The sequence below is a fragment of the Flavobacterium sp. genome (assembly GCF_031537875.1).
In the GTDB taxonomy this organism is placed as follows: Bacteria; Bacteroidota; Bacteroidia; order Flavobacteriales; family Flavobacteriaceae; genus Flavobacterium.
The window spans coordinates 168581-186652 of record NZ_JAVKNB010000005.1; the positions used below are offsets into that span (position 1 = coordinate 168581).

Annotated in this window: 7 protein-coding genes; all 7 read left to right on the forward strand. The window is 35.9% G+C overall.

Going from position 1 to position 18072, the window contains the following annotated elements; all coding sequences use genetic code 11:
* Window positions 1-36: 36 nt before the first annotated feature.
* The 7 genes from RMR09_RS02220 (at window position 37) to RMR09_RS02250 (ending at window position 18068) form a co-directional block, all read left to right on the forward strand.
* Window positions 37-1479 (forward strand): gliding motility-associated C-terminal domain-containing protein, encoded by a 1443-nt coding sequence (locus tag RMR09_RS02220; protein ID WP_310594209.1) that lies wholly within the window; start codon window positions 37-39, stop codon window positions 1477-1479.
* A gap of 1 nt (window position 1480) precedes the next feature.
* The gene (locus RMR09_RS02225; RefSeq protein ID WP_310594210.1) at window positions 1481-3553 is read left to right on the forward strand and encodes a PorP/SprF family type IX secretion system membrane protein; all 2073 of its coding nucleotides are present in this window, start codon (window positions 1481-1483) and stop codon (window positions 3551-3553) included.
* A gap of 86 nt (window positions 3554-3639) precedes the next feature.
* The gene (locus tag RMR09_RS02230; protein WP_310594211.1) at window positions 3640-12402 is read left to right on the forward strand and encodes a T9SS type B sorting domain-containing protein; all 8763 of its coding nucleotides are present in this window, start codon (window positions 3640-3642) and stop codon (window positions 12400-12402) included.
* A 16-nt stretch (window positions 12403-12418) separates the two neighbouring features.
* Complete coding sequence (locus RMR09_RS02235) at window positions 12419-13393, forward strand: type IX secretion system membrane protein PorP/SprF (protein WP_310594212.1); 975 nt, start codon at window positions 12419-12421, stop codon at window positions 13391-13393.
* A gap of 160 nt (window positions 13394-13553) precedes the next feature.
* Window positions 13554-14741 carry a phosphoglycerate kinase gene (locus RMR09_RS02240; protein ID WP_310594213.1) on the forward strand — a complete coding sequence of 396 codons (1188 nt, stop codon included), beginning with the start codon at window positions 13554-13556 and terminating at the stop codon, window positions 14739-14741.
* A 300-nt stretch (window positions 14742-15041) separates the two neighbouring features.
* Window positions 15042-17021 (forward strand): LysM peptidoglycan-binding domain-containing protein, encoded by a 1980-nt coding sequence (locus RMR09_RS02245; protein ID WP_310594214.1) that lies wholly within the window; start codon window positions 15042-15044, stop codon window positions 17019-17021.
* 48 nt (window positions 17022-17069) lie between these two features.
* Window positions 17070-18068 carry a DUF4837 family protein gene (locus RMR09_RS02250; RefSeq protein WP_310594215.1) on the forward strand — a complete coding sequence of 333 codons (999 nt, stop codon included), beginning with the start codon at window positions 17070-17072 and terminating at the stop codon, window positions 18066-18068.
* Window positions 18069-18072: the final 4 nt, after the last annotated feature.

The window sequence follows — 18072 nt, forward strand, 5'->3', positions numbered from 1 at the left end:
GCTTCTTTATAAATTGATTCGTAAAGCCCCCAATCTATGATTTCAATTCTAAAAAAGCATGTTTTGTACCTGTTGTTTTTGGCTTTGCCATTAACAGCAACTGTTTGTGCGCAAAGTATAACACCTCAAAAACTAGTTTTTTCTAAAATTTGCGCAGGTAGTTTCAATGGTTTTGATGCCACGTTTAATTACGCAGGATTTCCTTTGGGAACCACTTTTGAAGTACAACTTTCGGATAGTTCAGGAAGTTTTGCCACTCCAATTGGAACTACAATACTATCCACTACAGATGTTTCAGTAGGACAAAAAAAGATTCGATTTGCAGTACCACCAACACTCATCGGTTCTGAAAACTATAAATTGAGAGTAAAGAGCGCTACAGGAATTGTTAGTGCGCCTTTTATTAATGCTGCTTCCAACTCTTCTTTTGCGGTTTATTTTAAATCGTTTGAAAACTCTTTTTTCATTAATAAAAAAGAAAATACAGTTAGTTTGTGTGCAGGAGGCACTATTTTTTTGGCAGTAGACAATCCAACTCCTGATATTAAGACTTCCTCTCCGGTTAATTATCCCGAATTAAAGTACAAATGGTACAAGGACAATGTGCTTATTCCTGGAGCAACTACTGCTACTGTAACGATTAATGCTGCAGGAGTTTATTATTCAGAACTTGATTACGGCTCTTGTTCAGATTCTGATTTTAGTTCGAATCGAGTTACGGTAAGTCCCGCTTCTACAGTAACAGCTTCTATTTCGTCAAGTTTAGGCAATCCTTTTTGTTCAGCAAACAGCAGTACTCTTTTAAGCACCGAAAAAGGAAATTCGTACCAATGGTATAAAGACAATGTGCTTATTTCTGGAGCTACTAATCAGACCTATAGCACCAATCAAGCAGGGAATTATGCTGTTGTAGTAAATTTTGGCGGTTGCGAATCTAAAGCGGCTATTACTTTACAATCCATTACTATTAAAGGCACTTTAAATGAAGTTAGTCCCATTTCCATTTCACAAGGAGTGACGAAGACCGTAACAGTAACTACTGATGCGATAAATCCGGTCTACACTTGGTATAAAAACGAGGTGCTAATACCGAATGCAACCACTACTAGTTTAGAAGTAAATGAAGAAGGAAAATACAAAGTAAAATTGACTCATTCAAGCTGTCCCGTTTCTTATGAAATCCCCTTTGAAATTAAACAGTCTATAGATCCTGCTATTACGGATATTCCAAATTTCATTAGCCCGAATAATGATGGTATCAATGACACTTGGGCAATACCACAACAATACACCGCTGGGAATGATGTCGAAGTTAGTATTGTGAGTTCTAATGGAGAAGAAGTGCTAAAAACGAAGGAGTATTTAAATAATTGGCCTGAGAACCCATCTAGTTTAAAAGGGGGAAGTTCGGTGTATTATTATAGTATTAGTTCCCCAAATGAAACAGTTAAAAGAGGATCAATTACACTAATTCGATAAAATGAAAAATTACGTTCTACTTCTCGTCTTTTGTATTTGGCAGCCGCTTTTTTCCCAGTCGGAAGTGGAGACTTCTTTTGCATTGCCCATTCGGAATTCGTTAAAATTCAATAGATACCTCGTTAATCCAACCTTTTCTTTTGTTAGGGAGCAAGGTTCAGTTTTAACGTTTTACAATAAACGCCAATGGACTTCAGTCGATAATCCACCTCAAACCTATTTGGTAAGTTATTCAGGTAGATTTAGAGAAAATGAAGGGGTGGCTTTAGGACTGTTCCAACAAAATCAAGGGGTATTGACCACCTTTGGAGCAGTAGCTAATTTTGCGCACAACATCGTTTTACAAACAGACAGTAATCTAACCTTCGGAATGAATCTTGGTTTTTATAAAAGCGGTTTAAATCGCTCTAAAATTGTAACTAATTTTCCCGATCCTATTCTTGAAACCATTCCCTCTACTTCTTTTTTTGTTCTCAATCCAGGAATTAATTACGGCACTACCTTTCTTGATTTTGGTGTGACACTAACTAATTTTTTGGTCTACAATTTAAGCACGTCCCAACTTATTACTAATGATGCTGAAAAAAGTATTTCGGCTCATTTGATGCACACGGGTTATTTAGAGGTGGATGGTTTTTTTGATAAAAGTAAATTTTCGGCGCTACTAAAATCGGATTTTAGAAAAGACAAAACGATACTTTCTGGCTTGGCTATTTTGAGTATTCCAAACGGAGTTTGGGCGCAATTGGGGTACAATACCTTGTATGGAATTTCAGGAGGTCTTGGGGTTAATATCAGTCAGTCTATTGCTTTAGAGTATAATTATGAAAGAGGCTTGGGAAATTTTACCAATTTTGGCGCCTCACACGAAATAGGGTTCGCGTATAAATTCACTAACAGAAATTACAATTACGATGAAGATGAGCAAGGATCTATTATTCCATCGGCAGCAGATAGAGACGTAGTGTATGTAAAACCAAAAGAGGTTCAAAAACCAGCGAATCAAGAGGTCAAAACGGAACAAAAACCGATTATTCCAGCTTCAACCACTTTGGCGGAAGCCAAACCAATTAAAGATTCCATTATTCCAAGTCCACCTTTAGTCGAAATTCCGATAAAAATGGATTCTATTGCCAAAGTTCAACCTTTGGCAGAAGTCCAAATTAAAAAAGATTCCGTTGATGTTAAAACACCTCAGCCAAAGGACAGAGAGTTTGTTGCTATTGATAATTTGGCTGCCGCAGTAGAGGTGACTAAAGCAAAACAACAAGAGGTGTTGAGTCGTTTAACGGTTACCATTGCTAAAAAGGAAAAAGACCTTATAGCTATGAAAGAAGAAAATGATTTGAGCGAAAAAGGAATTTATACAGAACCCAAACCATTTAAAAGCAGTGCGGCAGAAAATGCCGAATTGGAATTTTTAAAAACAGAATTTGCTGAAATCACAAAATCCCAAAAGGATAAAATTAGAGAATTAGAAAACGCGTATGCCGAAAAAGTAAAAAAAGCAAATACACAAGATGAATCTCTTTTGAAAACCTATTCTGAAACCATTCAAAATTTGAAAGAACAATATTTGACATCTGTTCAGACAAATACAACTTTAAATCAGTCATTGAATCAAATTCAAGAGGCCACCGAAATAGAGAAAAAACGCCGCATTAAACGCGCTTCTTTTATGAATGTGGACGATCGTTTTGCACAAGATAGAGCCACCTTAAAACGAATTAAGGAAACAACTGTTTTAAGCACACTTCCGTTAGAACCAAAAGATTTTGATTCGGGAGAAGAACAGCCAGAGGTTCAAATTGTTAAAGCGGTTAAAAATGTTCCTGGCGGATATTATGTAGTGATTGCGGTGCATAACGAAGTGACCAAAAGAGACGATTTCTTAACCAAAACAGTAGCTTCGGGTCAGCCGAATGTGAATTTCTTTTATGATGCGAATTCAAGTAAATATTTTATTTACTACGATTCATTTGAAACGATTGAAGCGGCTAAAAAAGCATTAAATTCAAAAGGAAGTTTGCCGTATAATGGCAAGATGTCTATTGTTAAAATTGAAAACGAATAAATAGAAGAGGTAATAAGTATCAACTGTTTTAAAGCCCTACAGGAAATCAGTAAATTAAATAAAATTTGATATAAATAGAATCCCAAATGAGTTTTGTAAACCGATTTAAAAACACTTTTTTATTTTTAGTAACTGTAGCAATATTATTTTGTAATGAGGGTTTTTCGCAAACAAAAAAAGTAACGTTAGCGGAAAAAACTACAATCTCTAATCCCGTAACAGGCGATTTAGTTTCAGAATGTCCCGATACAGGATATCAAATGCCCAAAATATTTTTGTGTGGTGCGTTGGCAAGCAGACAGATATCAATAAGTTTCACTAATGTTGCTTCAGTAAATTGGGAAAAATTAAATGAAAGTTCGTGTGCAGCGGTTACTAATACAAACTGTCCTAACACCAATACACTTTGCTCATGGAGTCAAGTAGGAACGGGTTCTAGCTTTACTGTTTCCGATGCGGGGCAATATAGAATCAGGGTTATTTTCTCAGATAGCAGTAAAAACACTTTTTATTTTAATGTGTATCAAAACGGATTAGATATTCCTATTATTAAAACGGATATCTATTGTGGGAAAACGGGCGAAATTACTATTGCACAATTAACTGGTTATGAATATAGTTTGCAAAAAAGTAGTAATTATCAAACCTCAAATGTTTTTACAATCACTCAAGAGGGAAATTATACGGTATATGTAAGAAGAGTGGGAGCAGTCACCACAGACTGTGTTTTTGAAATTCCAGTTACCATTGCAAAGCATGATTTAGCAGTTACCCCAACAGTTACCCAACCGATTGTTTCTGGTGACAAAGGCATAATCAAACTCACAACTGCGAATGTTAGAGAACAATATTTTTATAAAATAACTCAAGGTGCTACACTTATAAATCAAGTTGGACCAGTTACGGAAAGTGAACATACATTTCCTAATTTGAATTCAGGAACCTATACTTGGTCAGTAAAGACGGCTGATTGTGATTGGAAATCAGGGCAAGTTACGATCAACTCTATTGCTCTGTTTCAAATCACCAAAACCATCCAGCCCGTTAGTTGTGTTCCAGGAAGTGTTACCGTTTTTGTTACTGGCGGAACGGCACCGTACAAATATTATTTTAATGGAAATGCCACCGCTGAATCATCTAATAGCATCAATGTGCCTGTTGCTGGGACTTATTCGATAAAAGTTGTTGATAGTAATAATCAATCCGAAACGATATCTGTTGCTGTGCCCAGCCAACCAGCGCCAGTATATACAATTGAAAAAGTAAATGAAAATTGTTACTATCCGAATGCTTGGCAAATTAAATTTAATGTTACGAATACTAACGGCTATGGATTGAAGTATAGTATTGATAACGGACAAACTTTCACTAATAATCCGCTTTTTCAAAATTTAACAGCAGGAGTTTATAAAACAGTGGTAGAATATTCTTTTGGAACGGTAAAATGTACCAAAAAAGAGGATGTTACGATTGTTCAGCCTCAATTTGGTTTGTCTGCTGTGGCTGGAATATCTGAACTAATTGGATGTCTTCCTTCTCCCAATGAAGACAAAGCGAAAGTACGTATTACCAATCCACAAGGGGGGACAGCCCCGTATCAATACAGTTTTGACAATAAATTGAATTGGGTGGATCAAAATTTTGCTTTTAAAACTCCTGGCGACTATGTTTTTTATATTAAAGATGTCAATGGATGTACTTCTGCACTCCCAAAGCTAGTGATTGATAATATAGGGGTTCCAGAGATAATCATTAAAAACAACACCTTCAATTGTGATGGTTCGGCTACTAGCACCGTTGAAATATCTAATAGCACCTCCACTAAATTTAGCTATAAGTATTACCTTGATGGTGTGGCTCAAACTACTGTTGCTTTTTCTAATGTTCCCTCTGGAAATCATACTTTAAAAGTAGAATACACTCCTTTGATTTTTCCGGATTATAGTAATTTGTTAAAAGAAGATTTTGGGTATGGACCAGACACGACTTCTCCAGGAATGAATTCCTTGTATTGTTTTGAAAAGCAAGTTAATCCTGTCACATGTAATGCAAATAAAGGTTGGGGACCTAATATTAATGACGGAGAGTATGCGGTTACGTCTCAAATAAAATATCCATTTGGCACATGGTATAATGTGAAAGATCATACTAATTCATCTGTGTCACAAGGTCGATTTTTAGCAGTAAATGTAGGAGCGATTGATCCGAAAGCTATTTTGTATCAAAAAACAATAAATGATGTAATCCCTAACCAAACCATTAACGTGGAGCTGTATGCCATCAATCTATTAAAAATTGGACAACCTGGATCACCACCCGATTTAAAAATTGCATTAGTTGATGTGACTAACCCAAACAATATAATTTCTTTCAAAAGTACAGGAGCAATTAATAGTACTAATAGCTGGATAAAATACAATATTACGTTAGACCCAGGAAATAGAACGAGTCTTACTTTTATTATACAATCTAATAGTAGTCAAACCGGAGGAAACGATGTTGCCATAGACGATATTTCAGCCTATCAAATTCCAAAACTTTGTACAACTTCTAAATCCATAACATTTACTGTTCCAACAGGAAAATCTTTTTCTGCTGCTGTAACAGCCACGAAAAGCATCAGTTGCTTTGGTCAGACAGATGGGACTATAACTGTCGGAGTACAAAATTATGACACTGTAAAAGGGTATGAATATTCTATAGATAATGGAGTAAGTTGGCTTTCAAGTAAGACTTCTCCATTAATTATTTCAGGCTTAAAAAAAGGCACCTACCCAATAAAAGTTCGCTATGATAATTCAGGATCTTGTCTAAAATCACTAGGTTCATTTGAGATAAACGAACCTATTGCATTACAAACTTCAGCTAGTATCTTATCACCAGCTAGGTGTGGACAAGGTGCTGCCATAGAGGCACAATCAACAGGAGGAACTCCATTTTATGTATATGAATTATGGGAGAAAAACAACACCGTTAGTCCATTTAAATCAAGTCAAAATTCAGGAAGATTTGACAATATCCCACCGGGAGAATATTCAGTTCTCGTAAAAGATGCTAATGGGTGTGTGAATGGTAATTCGGCACCAATTTCAATTCTTGCCCCTTTGGAATTAAAAGCAGATGTAGTATTATCAAAATCTAATTTGTGTTATGATGCAATTAATCAAGCTACTTTAGTGGTTGAGGTGAGCTCAGGAACGGCTCCATTTACCTTTAGTCTAAATGACGAAGATGCTCAAAAAAGCCCAATTTTCACCAATGTAGGCCCTGGCGATTATGAAATAACGATTACAGATAGCAATAATTGTACAGTCAAATCCCAACGAGTACAAATAGGAAATCCTTTTAAAGTTACGGCAACTTTAATTAAAGCACAAGATTGTTCTACTCATCCGGATGCAAGTATTAAAGTTAGTTTAGAGGGAGGAATTCTTCCGTTGCGATATAAAGTAATCAAAGATGGAAGCGTTTTTTCTGTCGCTGACACCAATATTCCAGCTACAGATTCTTCGTTTAATTATACTATTCCAGCTACAGATTCAGGCGCCTATAGCTTTATAATTACCGATGCAAATGGTTGCTTCAAAACGACTAATACCATCGAAATTAAACCTAAAACTTCTCCGGCTATTATACAACTTAATGAGATTCAATCCATTTTGTGTCAAGGAGATACAACCGCTGCTCTCGAAATCACAGTAGATACTTCCAAAGGAATTGCGCCTTTTACCTATGAGGTCAAAAACAACACAACAGCGGTTAGTTATGGCAATCAATTTTCTGGTTTGCCAGCAGGAGATTATACCGTGACTGTTACAGATAGTAGGAATTGTTCCGTAAGCAATCCAATTACGATAATCGAACCCGCTAAAATACAAGTGGATTATCATACGGTACCCATAACATGTAATGGATTTGGAGTATCCAAAGGCTCTATTGTTATAGATAAAGTTACAGGAGGAAAGGCGCCATTTAATTATTTAGTAAAAGGCGTAAATGATTTTAAAGAGAAAGAAGACAATCAAGATGGGTCTAAATCAATCAAATTTGATGTAATCGATTTTGGTTTATACGAAGTTAATGTCGTTGATGCTAATGGCTGTTCTTTCCTCATTTCAGATGTTTTGGTAGCTTCTCCGCCTGATGATTTAGACATTTCGGTATCTCTCCCCACAGCCGATTGTACTATGGGTGGACAAGCGATAGTGACTATTGGCCCCAATAGTAAGATTACTACTGCGGGTCCCTTTTATTTTTCGACTTATAAAGGAATGGTTCCTTCGTATCCTTCGGGAGATTGGACATCAGAAGATGCTGGGGGTTCCAAAAAAGCAACTCTAGACCATTTACTTCCAGGAGTCAAATACACATTTGTAGTGTATGATTCAAGTACAGGTTGTTTTTATTATGAAATCGCAGATACCGCTATACCTACTAATTCTACTTTAACAATAGGTAATTTAGTTTCTCAAAATATCAGTTGCACTGGCGAAGCAAACGGGAAGGTTTCTTTCGAAATTTCGAGTAAATATAATACTCCAACGCCTATTTCTTACCAAATATATAATTCGTTATCACTAGTTCCTGTCCCCAATGCTTCAGGGACTACAACAATTCCCGCAAATAGCACACAAAACGTTATTAATTTTGGCGCATTGCCTTTTGGGAATTATTTTGTGTTGATTACAGAAGGGAGTAGTGCTACAAATTCAGGTTGTAGTATTGCTTCAACTTCATTTACGATTACCGAAGCAGCCAAAGAACTAACAATGGATGCTACAGTTTTAAAAACGGCTAATTGCAAAGAAAAAGGTACTATTACGGTTCAGGCTAAAGATGGTGCCGCCCCTTATTTGTATCAGGTTGTATTAAAAAATCCTTCAACTGGTAGCTCGGGTTCATCAGGAGGAATACCACCTCCACCTCCAATTGTGTCAAATAATTGGGTTACAACCAACACGTTCCAAGTTGATGCTGGCGAATATACTGTTTATGTCAAAGACAAGTACGGTTGTCAAAAAGATAAAACAAGAACCGTAATAGAAGATTCAGCTCCAAAAATTAGTTTGGATGTCTCAGATGTTTGTGTGAACGAAGGTCTTTTCGAAATCAAAATAGACACAATCACTAAAGGAATTTCGCCTCATTACAGCAGTATAAACGGAAGTGTTTTTGAACGAATTGTTGGATTTCCTATTGTTTTAACCAATCAAAATTCAGGAAAAATTACGATTGCCGTTCAAGATGTGAATGGTTGTGCTGATAGGAAAGAAACTACTATTTATGCTCCTCTCGGACTGACTAAAAAAGGAGTTAAGCAACCGAGTTGTAGTAACAATTCGGGAAGTATTGAATTGGTAAGTATTGGTGGTTCAGGAAATTTTGAGTACGAACTAGATGGTGTAAGTAGTACTAATTCCATTTTTTCAGGAATAGCGCCAGGAGCTCATCAATTAGGGATTACTGATACTTCGACTTCTTGTAAAAAAGAGATTTCAGTAAACTTTGACGCAACAACACCCATTACGGGTTTAAAATTGGAGAGCACCAATGTAAGTTGTAATGATGGCTCGGATGGAACGATTAAAGCAAGTATAGCAACTCCAGCCACAGGAGTAAATGACAACCCTAAATACAAATATAGTTTGAATGGCGAAACTCCTCAAGAAGCAACTATTTTTTCGGGTCTTAAAGCAGGAACCTATTCGGTTGAAGTTATTTCAAATAAGGGTTGTACAGATCGATCTTCAATCGAAATTACAGCACCTTCAGTTATTGAGGTTTCAAAACCAATTGTCCAAAAATTTGGTTGTACTACCACCAATGATTTGCAGTATGCTACCATTGAAGTTCCAGCTGTAACTGGAGGTTCGGGAAAATATGTGGTTTATGAATTTATAAAAAACGGCATCCGTATTCAATCAGGGCCTAGCCCAAAGTACATCGAAACAGAACTGTTGGGAGGAGACTATGCAATACATGTTTATGATGATAAAGGCTGTATGGGTAGCACGGTAGCTACTATTAAACCATTTGTTGCAATGGAAAAAATTAGTGTTATTCCTACTGCTAAAATTAGTTGTACATCTGCTGAGGATATTCAAATAACAGTAGTAACCTCAGGAGGAACACCCACTGATTTACGGTATACTTTAACAGATATTAATCCCGAAACGGGTATAGCAGAAGGCGTATATCCTTTGCAATCAAATAACACAGGAATTTTTACAGGACTTTCAGCTGGCGATTATATTATGACGGTCGAAAATACCGAAACAGGTTGTAGTCTTCAAGATGTTTATTATGTAAATGATCCAAATACTTTTGATATCAAAATCGATGCTATTGAAGATGTGAGTTGTTATGGAGGAAATGATGGTACTGCAATGATTACTTTTATTGACAAAAACAGCCCAAGTAGAGCCGGTGCTTTTAGTTACGAAATTAAAAACAGTGCTGGAACTATTGTGGGCGCTGTTACCAATAGTAATGACGCTGGACCTGTTTCGATTCAGGGATTATCCACAGGAATTTATACCGTCAAGGGAACCTTAATTAGCAATCCGTATTGTAGCGCTACTAAAAATTTCACCATAAGTGAACCTACTTCTGAATTGATTTTAAAAGAAAGTCATGCTGCTATTTCTTGTAAATCAGGAAATAATGATGGTAGCATTAGCGCAGTCGCTTCAGGAGGTTGGCTATCTTACGAATACCAATTAGAAAAAAACGGAACAGTTATTTTTCCGTGGAGTGAAATCGCTGATTTTTCGAATTTAATCCAAGGAGATTACACCCTTCGTGTTCGCGATTATAAAAATTGTCAAAGATCGGTACAAATTGTTTTGAATGACCCATTACCCATAACTTTCACCCACGAGTTGAGTAAAAATAGAACACAGTGTAAGAACACTCAAGATGTCACCCTTACAGTAACGAATGTAATAGGAGGTCAAGGATCAGACTACCAATACACTTTGACTAAAACAGGAACCGATCCAATAGTAATAGGTCCACAAAAAACTACGAAATTTGAAGGTTTGGGAGCAGGAAATTACACTGTAACAGTAACTGATCCCTGGGAATGTACAAGTACTGTAACTGGCATTTCAATTGCCGAACCTGACACTCTAGAGGCTAATTTAATGCTAAAAACAGTATTAAGTTGTAGTGTACAACCTGAATTAGAATTAGTAGTTTCGGGAGGAACAGCACCGTATACGCTAAGTGAGGACGGGAATGTGTATTCGAGTTCTACATTTGGTATTTCACAACTAATGAATGTTGCCACCGGAACATTTCATTATTATATAAAAGACAAGAATGGCTGTACGAGCCTATCCAATGATATTGTAATTGCTCCTTTACAAGGATTAAAGGTTAGTATAGACGAAACCCTTGCAAAAATTAATTGCAAAGGAGATGCTACAGCTATTTTAACAGCAAAAGCAGAAGGTGGGACAGGTAATTACAATTACAGTTTGCTGGATGATTTAGAAAATACAGTTAGACCTGCCCAACCAACAGGGGTGTTTTCTAATCTTCCTGCAGGGAAATATAAGGTAAAAGTAGAAAGTACGAGCTGTGTTCCTGCGGTATCTCCAACAATCACAATTGTTGAACCTCTAGAAAGATTAGTTGCCAAATATTCGGTGACAGATGTTTTGTGTACGGGTTCCAATACAGGTAAAATTAAAGTAGATATTTCAGGAGGTACCACCACGATTAAGCAAGCGATTTCTCCTAATCTGAGTCAGTTTACAGAGACAAGTCTCTTTGACAATTTAACTATTGGAAACTATGAAATTATCGTTCAAGACGCTTTAGGTTGTTATGACAAAAAAACACTTGCTGTTAACGAACCCGCTTTCCTAGAAGCAAAAATAATTACTTCATCGGTTGTTCAAGAGCTTTGTTTTGATGATAAAAATGCTCAGTTTAGTATTTCAGTTTTAGGTGGAACCTTGCCATATAGTGTTGCATTAGATAACCCTGCTGGTCCATTTGAAATAGGGTCTACGACTCAAACCCAATTTGATTTTACTAATCTTAAAGGCGGGACACACAAAGTGTTTGTTCAAGATGCTAATAAGTGTGTTATCGACTTTATAGTTCAACTCAACGAAGCAGTGAAATTGAATCCATCTACCATTGTAAATTACGACTGTGTGAATAATTCGCAACATAATTTGGTTACAGTAAATCTAGATTCTAGCATTTCTGATTTTTCTCTAGTACAATTTGCTTTGGATGGTGGAACTTACCAGCCGACGAATGTGTTTTCTAATCTAACCCCAGGAGATCATTTTATAAGAGTGAAACATAATAATGGTTGTGTTAAAGACAGTCCCGTTTTCAACATTAAGAAAGTAGACCCCTTGGTACTAAGTCTAAAACAAGAAGGATTAAATGAAATAATTGCTTTACCTAATGGTGGATTTGGTAATTACACATTCATGTTTAATGGAGAGCCGAATGATGCTAATCCGAGTTATATTTATTATAAAACTCAAGATTATTTAGTAACCGTTCAAGATGCTAATGGATGTAATGTTTCGGTTACTCAACGTTTCGATTACATTGATATTTGTACGCCGAATTATTTCACTCCTAATGGTGATGGACTCAACGATACTTGGGCGCCAGGCTGTACTATTAATTATAAGAATTTGACTTTCTCAGTTTTAGACCGTTATGGAAGAGAATTAGGGAATTATCATTTGGGCGAATCTTGGGATGGTAAATACCAAGGGGTTGAATTGCCTTCGGGAGATTATTGGTATGTGTTGAAACTAAATAATTCAAAAGACGATCGGGAATTTGTAGGTCATTTTACACTCTACAGATAATTAAATAAGAAAAGGAATGAAAAATACACTCACCTATATACTGTTATTGTGCAGTTTTTTTGGCTCTAGCCAAGAATTGCACCTACCCGTTTTTACGCAATATTTAGCCGACAATAATTTTGTTTTATCACCTACTTTTGCTGGAATTGGCGATAATTTGAGAATACGAGCCAACGGATTAACCCAATGGGTGGGCATCAAAGACGCGCCACAAAACCAATCACTGTATGCTGATTTTAGACTAGCCAATCGATCAGGAATTGGACTTTCGTTATACAATGATAGTAATGGGAACACTTTTCAAACGGGTGCCAAATTCTCGTTTGCCCACCATATCATTTTGGACTATTATTCGAAGCAATACCTATCATTTGGGCTTTCGTACAACATCAATAGTTTTAAAATAGACATCAGCAAATTCAACACTACCTATGAAATACCAATTTTAGACCCTAGTATTACAAACAATAGAGCCATTTCTAACAACAATTTTGATGTAGGTCTTTTGTACCGAAATAAAGGGTTTTACATGAGTTTCAATGCGTCAAATATTTTACCTAAAACGAAAGATAATTATTTAGGTATCGAACCGAGTTTGGTGCTGAACTACCAATTGTATTCGGGCTATGTAATTAAAAATAGTTACAATAGAAATGTCGAAATTGAACCTTCAGTGTATTATCAATATTTTGCTGGAGACCAACGTTCGACTACCGATATTAACCTGAAATACCGTCGATACAACAGCTATGACGATTACTATTGGGCAGGGATTTCGTATCGGGGTGTTAACGACCAAGTTTTTAAACCATTGAATATTGGGCCAATGGCGGGATTTAAAAAATCCAATTTTTATTTTGGATATTCCTACCAAATTACTTTGAATCAATTAGCAGCGTATAATTCAGGAACACATGTAGTTACTTTAGGGTTTGATTTTCTCCAAGGCATAAGTGATTGTCCTTGTACACAAAGTCCGGTTCACGATTAAAGTCCAGTTTTTTGAAAAAAAGAGAACAAAAAATAACAGATTAATTAATTTACAACGATTTCGTTAAGAAAATCTGAATTTTTATTTGTTTTCTGAATTTGTCACTGCGCTAAAAGTTCTATCTTTGTTTCTCTTTCGAAAAAACTAAAAAACACATACAATGAAAACGGTAAACGATTTTAATTTTAAAAATAAAAAAGCAATCATCCGCGTTGATTTTAACGTGCCTTTGGATGAAAATTTTAATGTAACAGATGCTACACGTATTGACGCTGCAAAACCAACAATTGATAAAATTTTGGCTGATGGCGGAAGTGTAATTTTAATGTCACATTTAGGTCGTCCAAAAGGAGCTGAAGACAAATATTCGTTGAAACATATCTTAAAAACGGCTTCGGCTATTTTAGGAGTTCCAGTTCAATTCGCTGCTAATTGTATAGGAGCGGAAGCAAAAGCCGCTTCAGAAAAATTGCAAGCAGGTGAAGTTTTGTTATTAGAAAATTTACGTTTTCATGCAGAAGAAGAAGCTGGAGATGTGGCTTTCGCTAAAGAATTAGCTTCATTGGGTGATATTTACGTAAACGATGCTTTTGGAACGGCGCACAGAGCACACGCTTCAACTACCATCATTGCGCAATTCTTTCCAAACGATAAATGTTTTGGAACTTTGCTTGCTAAAGAAATCGAAAGCTTGAATAAAGTTTTGAATAATAGTGTAAAACCAGTAACTGCAGTTCTTGGAGGTTCAAAAGTATCTTCAAAAATTACCGTTATCGAAAATATTTTAGACAAAGTAGACCACATGATTATTGGTGGCGGAATGACTTTTACTTTCGTAAAAGCTTTAGGCGGAAAAATTGGAGATTCTATTTGTGAAGACGACAAACAAGAATTGGCATTAGAAATTTTGCGTTTAGCAAAAGAAAAAGGAGTTCAAATTCATATTCCAGTTGATGTGGTAGCAGGAGATAAATTCTCCAACGATGCGAATACTCAAGTGGTTGATGTAAGAGCAATTCCTGACGGATGGGAAGGAATGGACGCTGGACCAAAATCATTAGAAAACTTCAAAAAAGTAATTTTAGAGTCTAAAACTATTCTTTGGAATGGACCTTTGGGAGTTTTTGAAATGCCAACTTTCGCAAAAGGAACTATCGCTTTAGGAGAATTTATTGCTGAGTCTACAGCTAACGGAGCTTTCTCACTTGTAGGTGGAGGAGATTCAGTGGCTGCTGTAAAACAATTTGGTTTTGAAGACAAAGTAAGTTACGTTTCAACTGGAGGAGGAGCGATGCTAGAAATGTTAGAAGGAAGAGTGTTGCCTGGAATCGCTGCGATTTTAGAATAACCATTTACAATACGATTCAATCAAGTCAAATGGACTTGAAACAGAATACAAATAGGAAAACCTTAGCGATATAATTTTGAGCTAAGGTTTTCTTTATTTTAACTATTTTCTAAAATAGACTTGTATAGACTTATGTAGTTTTTAAGAAGGATTTTCGTGTCAAATCAATCGAAAAAGCCTAAAAAAGCCCATAGAAATGATTTTTTAACAATATTTATGTAATTTTTTAGTTAGAACCTAGTAAGTTTGTAAAAATGATTTTATAATCGTTTGGAATTTAGCCCCTTGATTACTTAGACTATGAATATAAAACACCTTATACTTCCTTTTTTTCTGTTACTGTCTTTGTCGATTTTTTCTCAGGAAATTACTGAAAAAAACGCGAGCCTAAAACCAGAAATCAAGCTCACCTACTTAGATTCTATCAAAAAAACCTTTGTTAAAGACGATTTAGCTTCTTGCGTAGATAGTTTGTGGTTAAAGGAATTAACGAACTTGGATATTTACAATAACCTTACAGAAGATATTCAAACAATTAATATTGACGAAAAAGTCGATTATGAATTGCCTACTGAATTGCTAAAAACAAGGTTGCAAGAAATGGATGAAAAGTCACCTTTTCATATTGAATACAACCAGGGTTTAGAAAACATTATTAAGTCATTCTTGAAAAACAGAAAACGTTCTTTTGAACGATTAATGGCTGTTTCAGAATATTATTTTCCATTATTTGAAGAGGCATTTGACAAACAAAACGTACCACTTGAAATCAAATATTTAGCGGTTGTTGAGTCGGCATTAAATCCGAAAGCCGTTTCGAGAGTTGGTGCAACGGGACTTTGGCAGTTCATGTACCAAACTGGAAAACAGTACGGATTAAAAATTGACTCGTATGTAGATGAACGAAGTGATCCACTAAAAGCGAGTGAGGCTGCCGCTCAGTACATGAAAAACATGTATGCGATTTTTGGCGATTGGGATTTGGTTTTAGCGTCATATAACTCAGGGCCAGGAAACGTAGCAAAAGCAATTCGACGTTCTGGAGGACAACAAAACTATTGGAACATTCGTAAAAATTTACCACAGGAAACACAAGGATATGTACCCGCATTTTTGGCGACAATGTACATTTATGAATACCATAAAGAACACGGAATTAAACCTGAGCGCGCACCAATCAAGCATTTTGCTACTGATACGGTAATGATTAAAAGACAAATGTCGTTCAAACAGATTTCAGATTTGATTGATATTCCAGTGGCTCAGTTACAAATTTTGAATCCGTCGTATAAATTAAATGTGGTGCCGTCTTATAGAGATCAAAGCCATTATTTAAGATTACCTCAAGATAAAATGGCGGTTTTTACATCCAATGAATCGAAGATTTATGCCTATGTAGATAGAGAGGCAAATTTAAGAGAAAAACCATTTCAAATTGTTCGACCAATTGTTCCTCAGGATTCGGTTAATACATTCCAAAGATTGGCACAAGCCAAAGTGCGCTACTATCGTGTCAAGCGTGGTGATAATTTAAGCACCATTGCTAAAAAATATGACGTAGCCGTTGAGGATCTTAAAAAATGGAATAACATTAGAGGAAACGAAGTTGTTTACGGAAAGAATTTAAAAATCAACGGAACAGAAGCCGAACAGAAATCGACTGCTGTAGCCAAAGTTGAAGTTGACAAAAAAGGAATCCAAAAGGACAGTGTTGCAGCTACAACGGCATCGTTTTATGTCGTTCAAAAAGGAGATAACTTAAGTAATATTGCCAAAAAGTTTAATATTACAGTGGCTGATATCCAAGAGTGGAACAAGTTGGCCAATAATAACGTTCAGTTAGGTGCATCACTTCAAGTGGTAAAAAATGCTACTAATAAAGAAGAAGTAGCGGTTGTTCCTGAAAGAAAAGATATTCAATATGTTGTTCAAAAAGGGGATAATTTAGGGAATATTGCGAAGAAATTTGGAGCGTCATTAGACGATTTAAAACAATGGAATAATTTAGTGTCGAATTCAATTGCTTTGGGAAGCACTTTGATTGTTGCCAAAAATGAGATCGCTATTGTTACCAATAAAGCAACAGTAGCTAGTTTTAAAAAGAAAGACGATTTTACCACGCCTGCTAAAAAAGAAGCAGAATATTATGTAAAAAAAGGAGATTCTTTATATAGCATTTCAAAAAAATATCCTGGTGTAACTATTTCTGATTTAAAGAAATGGAACAACATCAAAGACGAAGAATTAAAACCGGGAATGAAATTAAAAATTAACGGATAATTCAATGAATCGATTTAAATTTGGGTTTTATTTCATAATGTAAGAATCATGAATAAAACCCATTTTTTATGCCTATTATTTTCAGTTGTACTATTTTCTTGCTTTAAGAAAGAGTCTGATATGCCTCGTAAAACAACGGGAAAGATCAATACGATTGCAGTAGTTATTGACGATCAATTATGGAATGGGGAAATTGGCGATAGCATCCGAAACAAATTTGCCTCACCAGTAATTGGTCTCCCTGAAGAAGAACCTCTTTTTACCATCAATCAATATCCAGTTAAATTATTAGAAGGTTTTGCTACGGATAGTCGGGCGATTATTGTCATCAAAAAAGAAGACGAAAATAAGTTTGAGATACAGAAAAATCAATACGCCACACCTCAAAATGTGTTTCATATTTCAGGTAAAACCGCCGAAGAAGTTTTGGAACAACTTGAGCAGCACACCCCAGAAATAATCCAATTAATTGAACAAGGTGAAATTGCCGAAAGCCAGCGAATAAACAAACAATCATTACTCAATACAAAGGCAATTGGAAAACAATTTAAAATTGGAATTCAAGTACCGTCGAATTTTGAATATGTGCTTCGAAAACCCAATTTCGTTTGGCTAAAGAAAAAAATAATTAGCGGGAGCAGTAGTTTATTAGTTTATCAGGTACCACTAAATACGATTAAAACCCAATCAGCTATTGCGGTTACTATCCTTAAAATGAGAGATTCCATAGGGAAGTACATTCAAGGAACTGAACCCCATACTTATATGATTAGCGAGACAGGGTATACTCCTTATTTTTTCAAATCAAAAATAGACCACAGATTGGCGTATGAAACCAGAGGCACTTGGCAACTTCAAAACGATTATATGTCGGGTCCTTTTATCAATTATGCCATTGTAGACAAGCTCAACAATCGATTACTGGTTGTAGAAGGATTTTGTTATTCGCCATCTAAAGAGAAAAGAGACGAGATGCACGAGTTAGAAGCCATTATGCATTCGGTTCATATACTGAAAAACAATACATTTACCCCACATAAAAAATAAAATT

Bases quoted from the DNA above. Each gene is read 5' to 3' on its own strand.
- RMR09_RS02220 (WP_310594209.1), top strand. From the start codon at position 37: ATGATTTCAATTCTAAAAAAGCATGTTTTGTACCTGTTGTTTTTGGCT.
- RMR09_RS02225 (WP_310594210.1), top strand. From the start codon at position 1,481: ATGAAAAATTACGTTCTACTTCTCGTCTTTTGTATTTGGCAGCCGCTT.
- RMR09_RS02230 (WP_310594211.1), top strand. From the start codon at position 3,640: ATGAGTTTTGTAAACCGATTTAAAAACACTTTTTTATTTTTAGTAACT.
- RMR09_RS02235 (WP_310594212.1), top strand. From the start codon at position 12,419: ATGAAAAATACACTCACCTATATACTGTTATTGTGCAGTTTTTTTGGC.
- RMR09_RS02240 (WP_310594213.1), top strand. From the start codon at position 13,554: ATGAAAACGGTAAACGATTTTAATTTTAAAAATAAAAAAGCAATCATC.
- RMR09_RS02245 (WP_310594214.1), top strand. From the start codon at position 15,042: ATGAATATAAAACACCTTATACTTCCTTTTTTTCTGTTACTGTCTTTG.
- RMR09_RS02250 (WP_310594215.1), top strand. From the start codon at position 17,070: ATGAATAAAACCCATTTTTTATGCCTATTATTTTCAGTTGTACTATTT.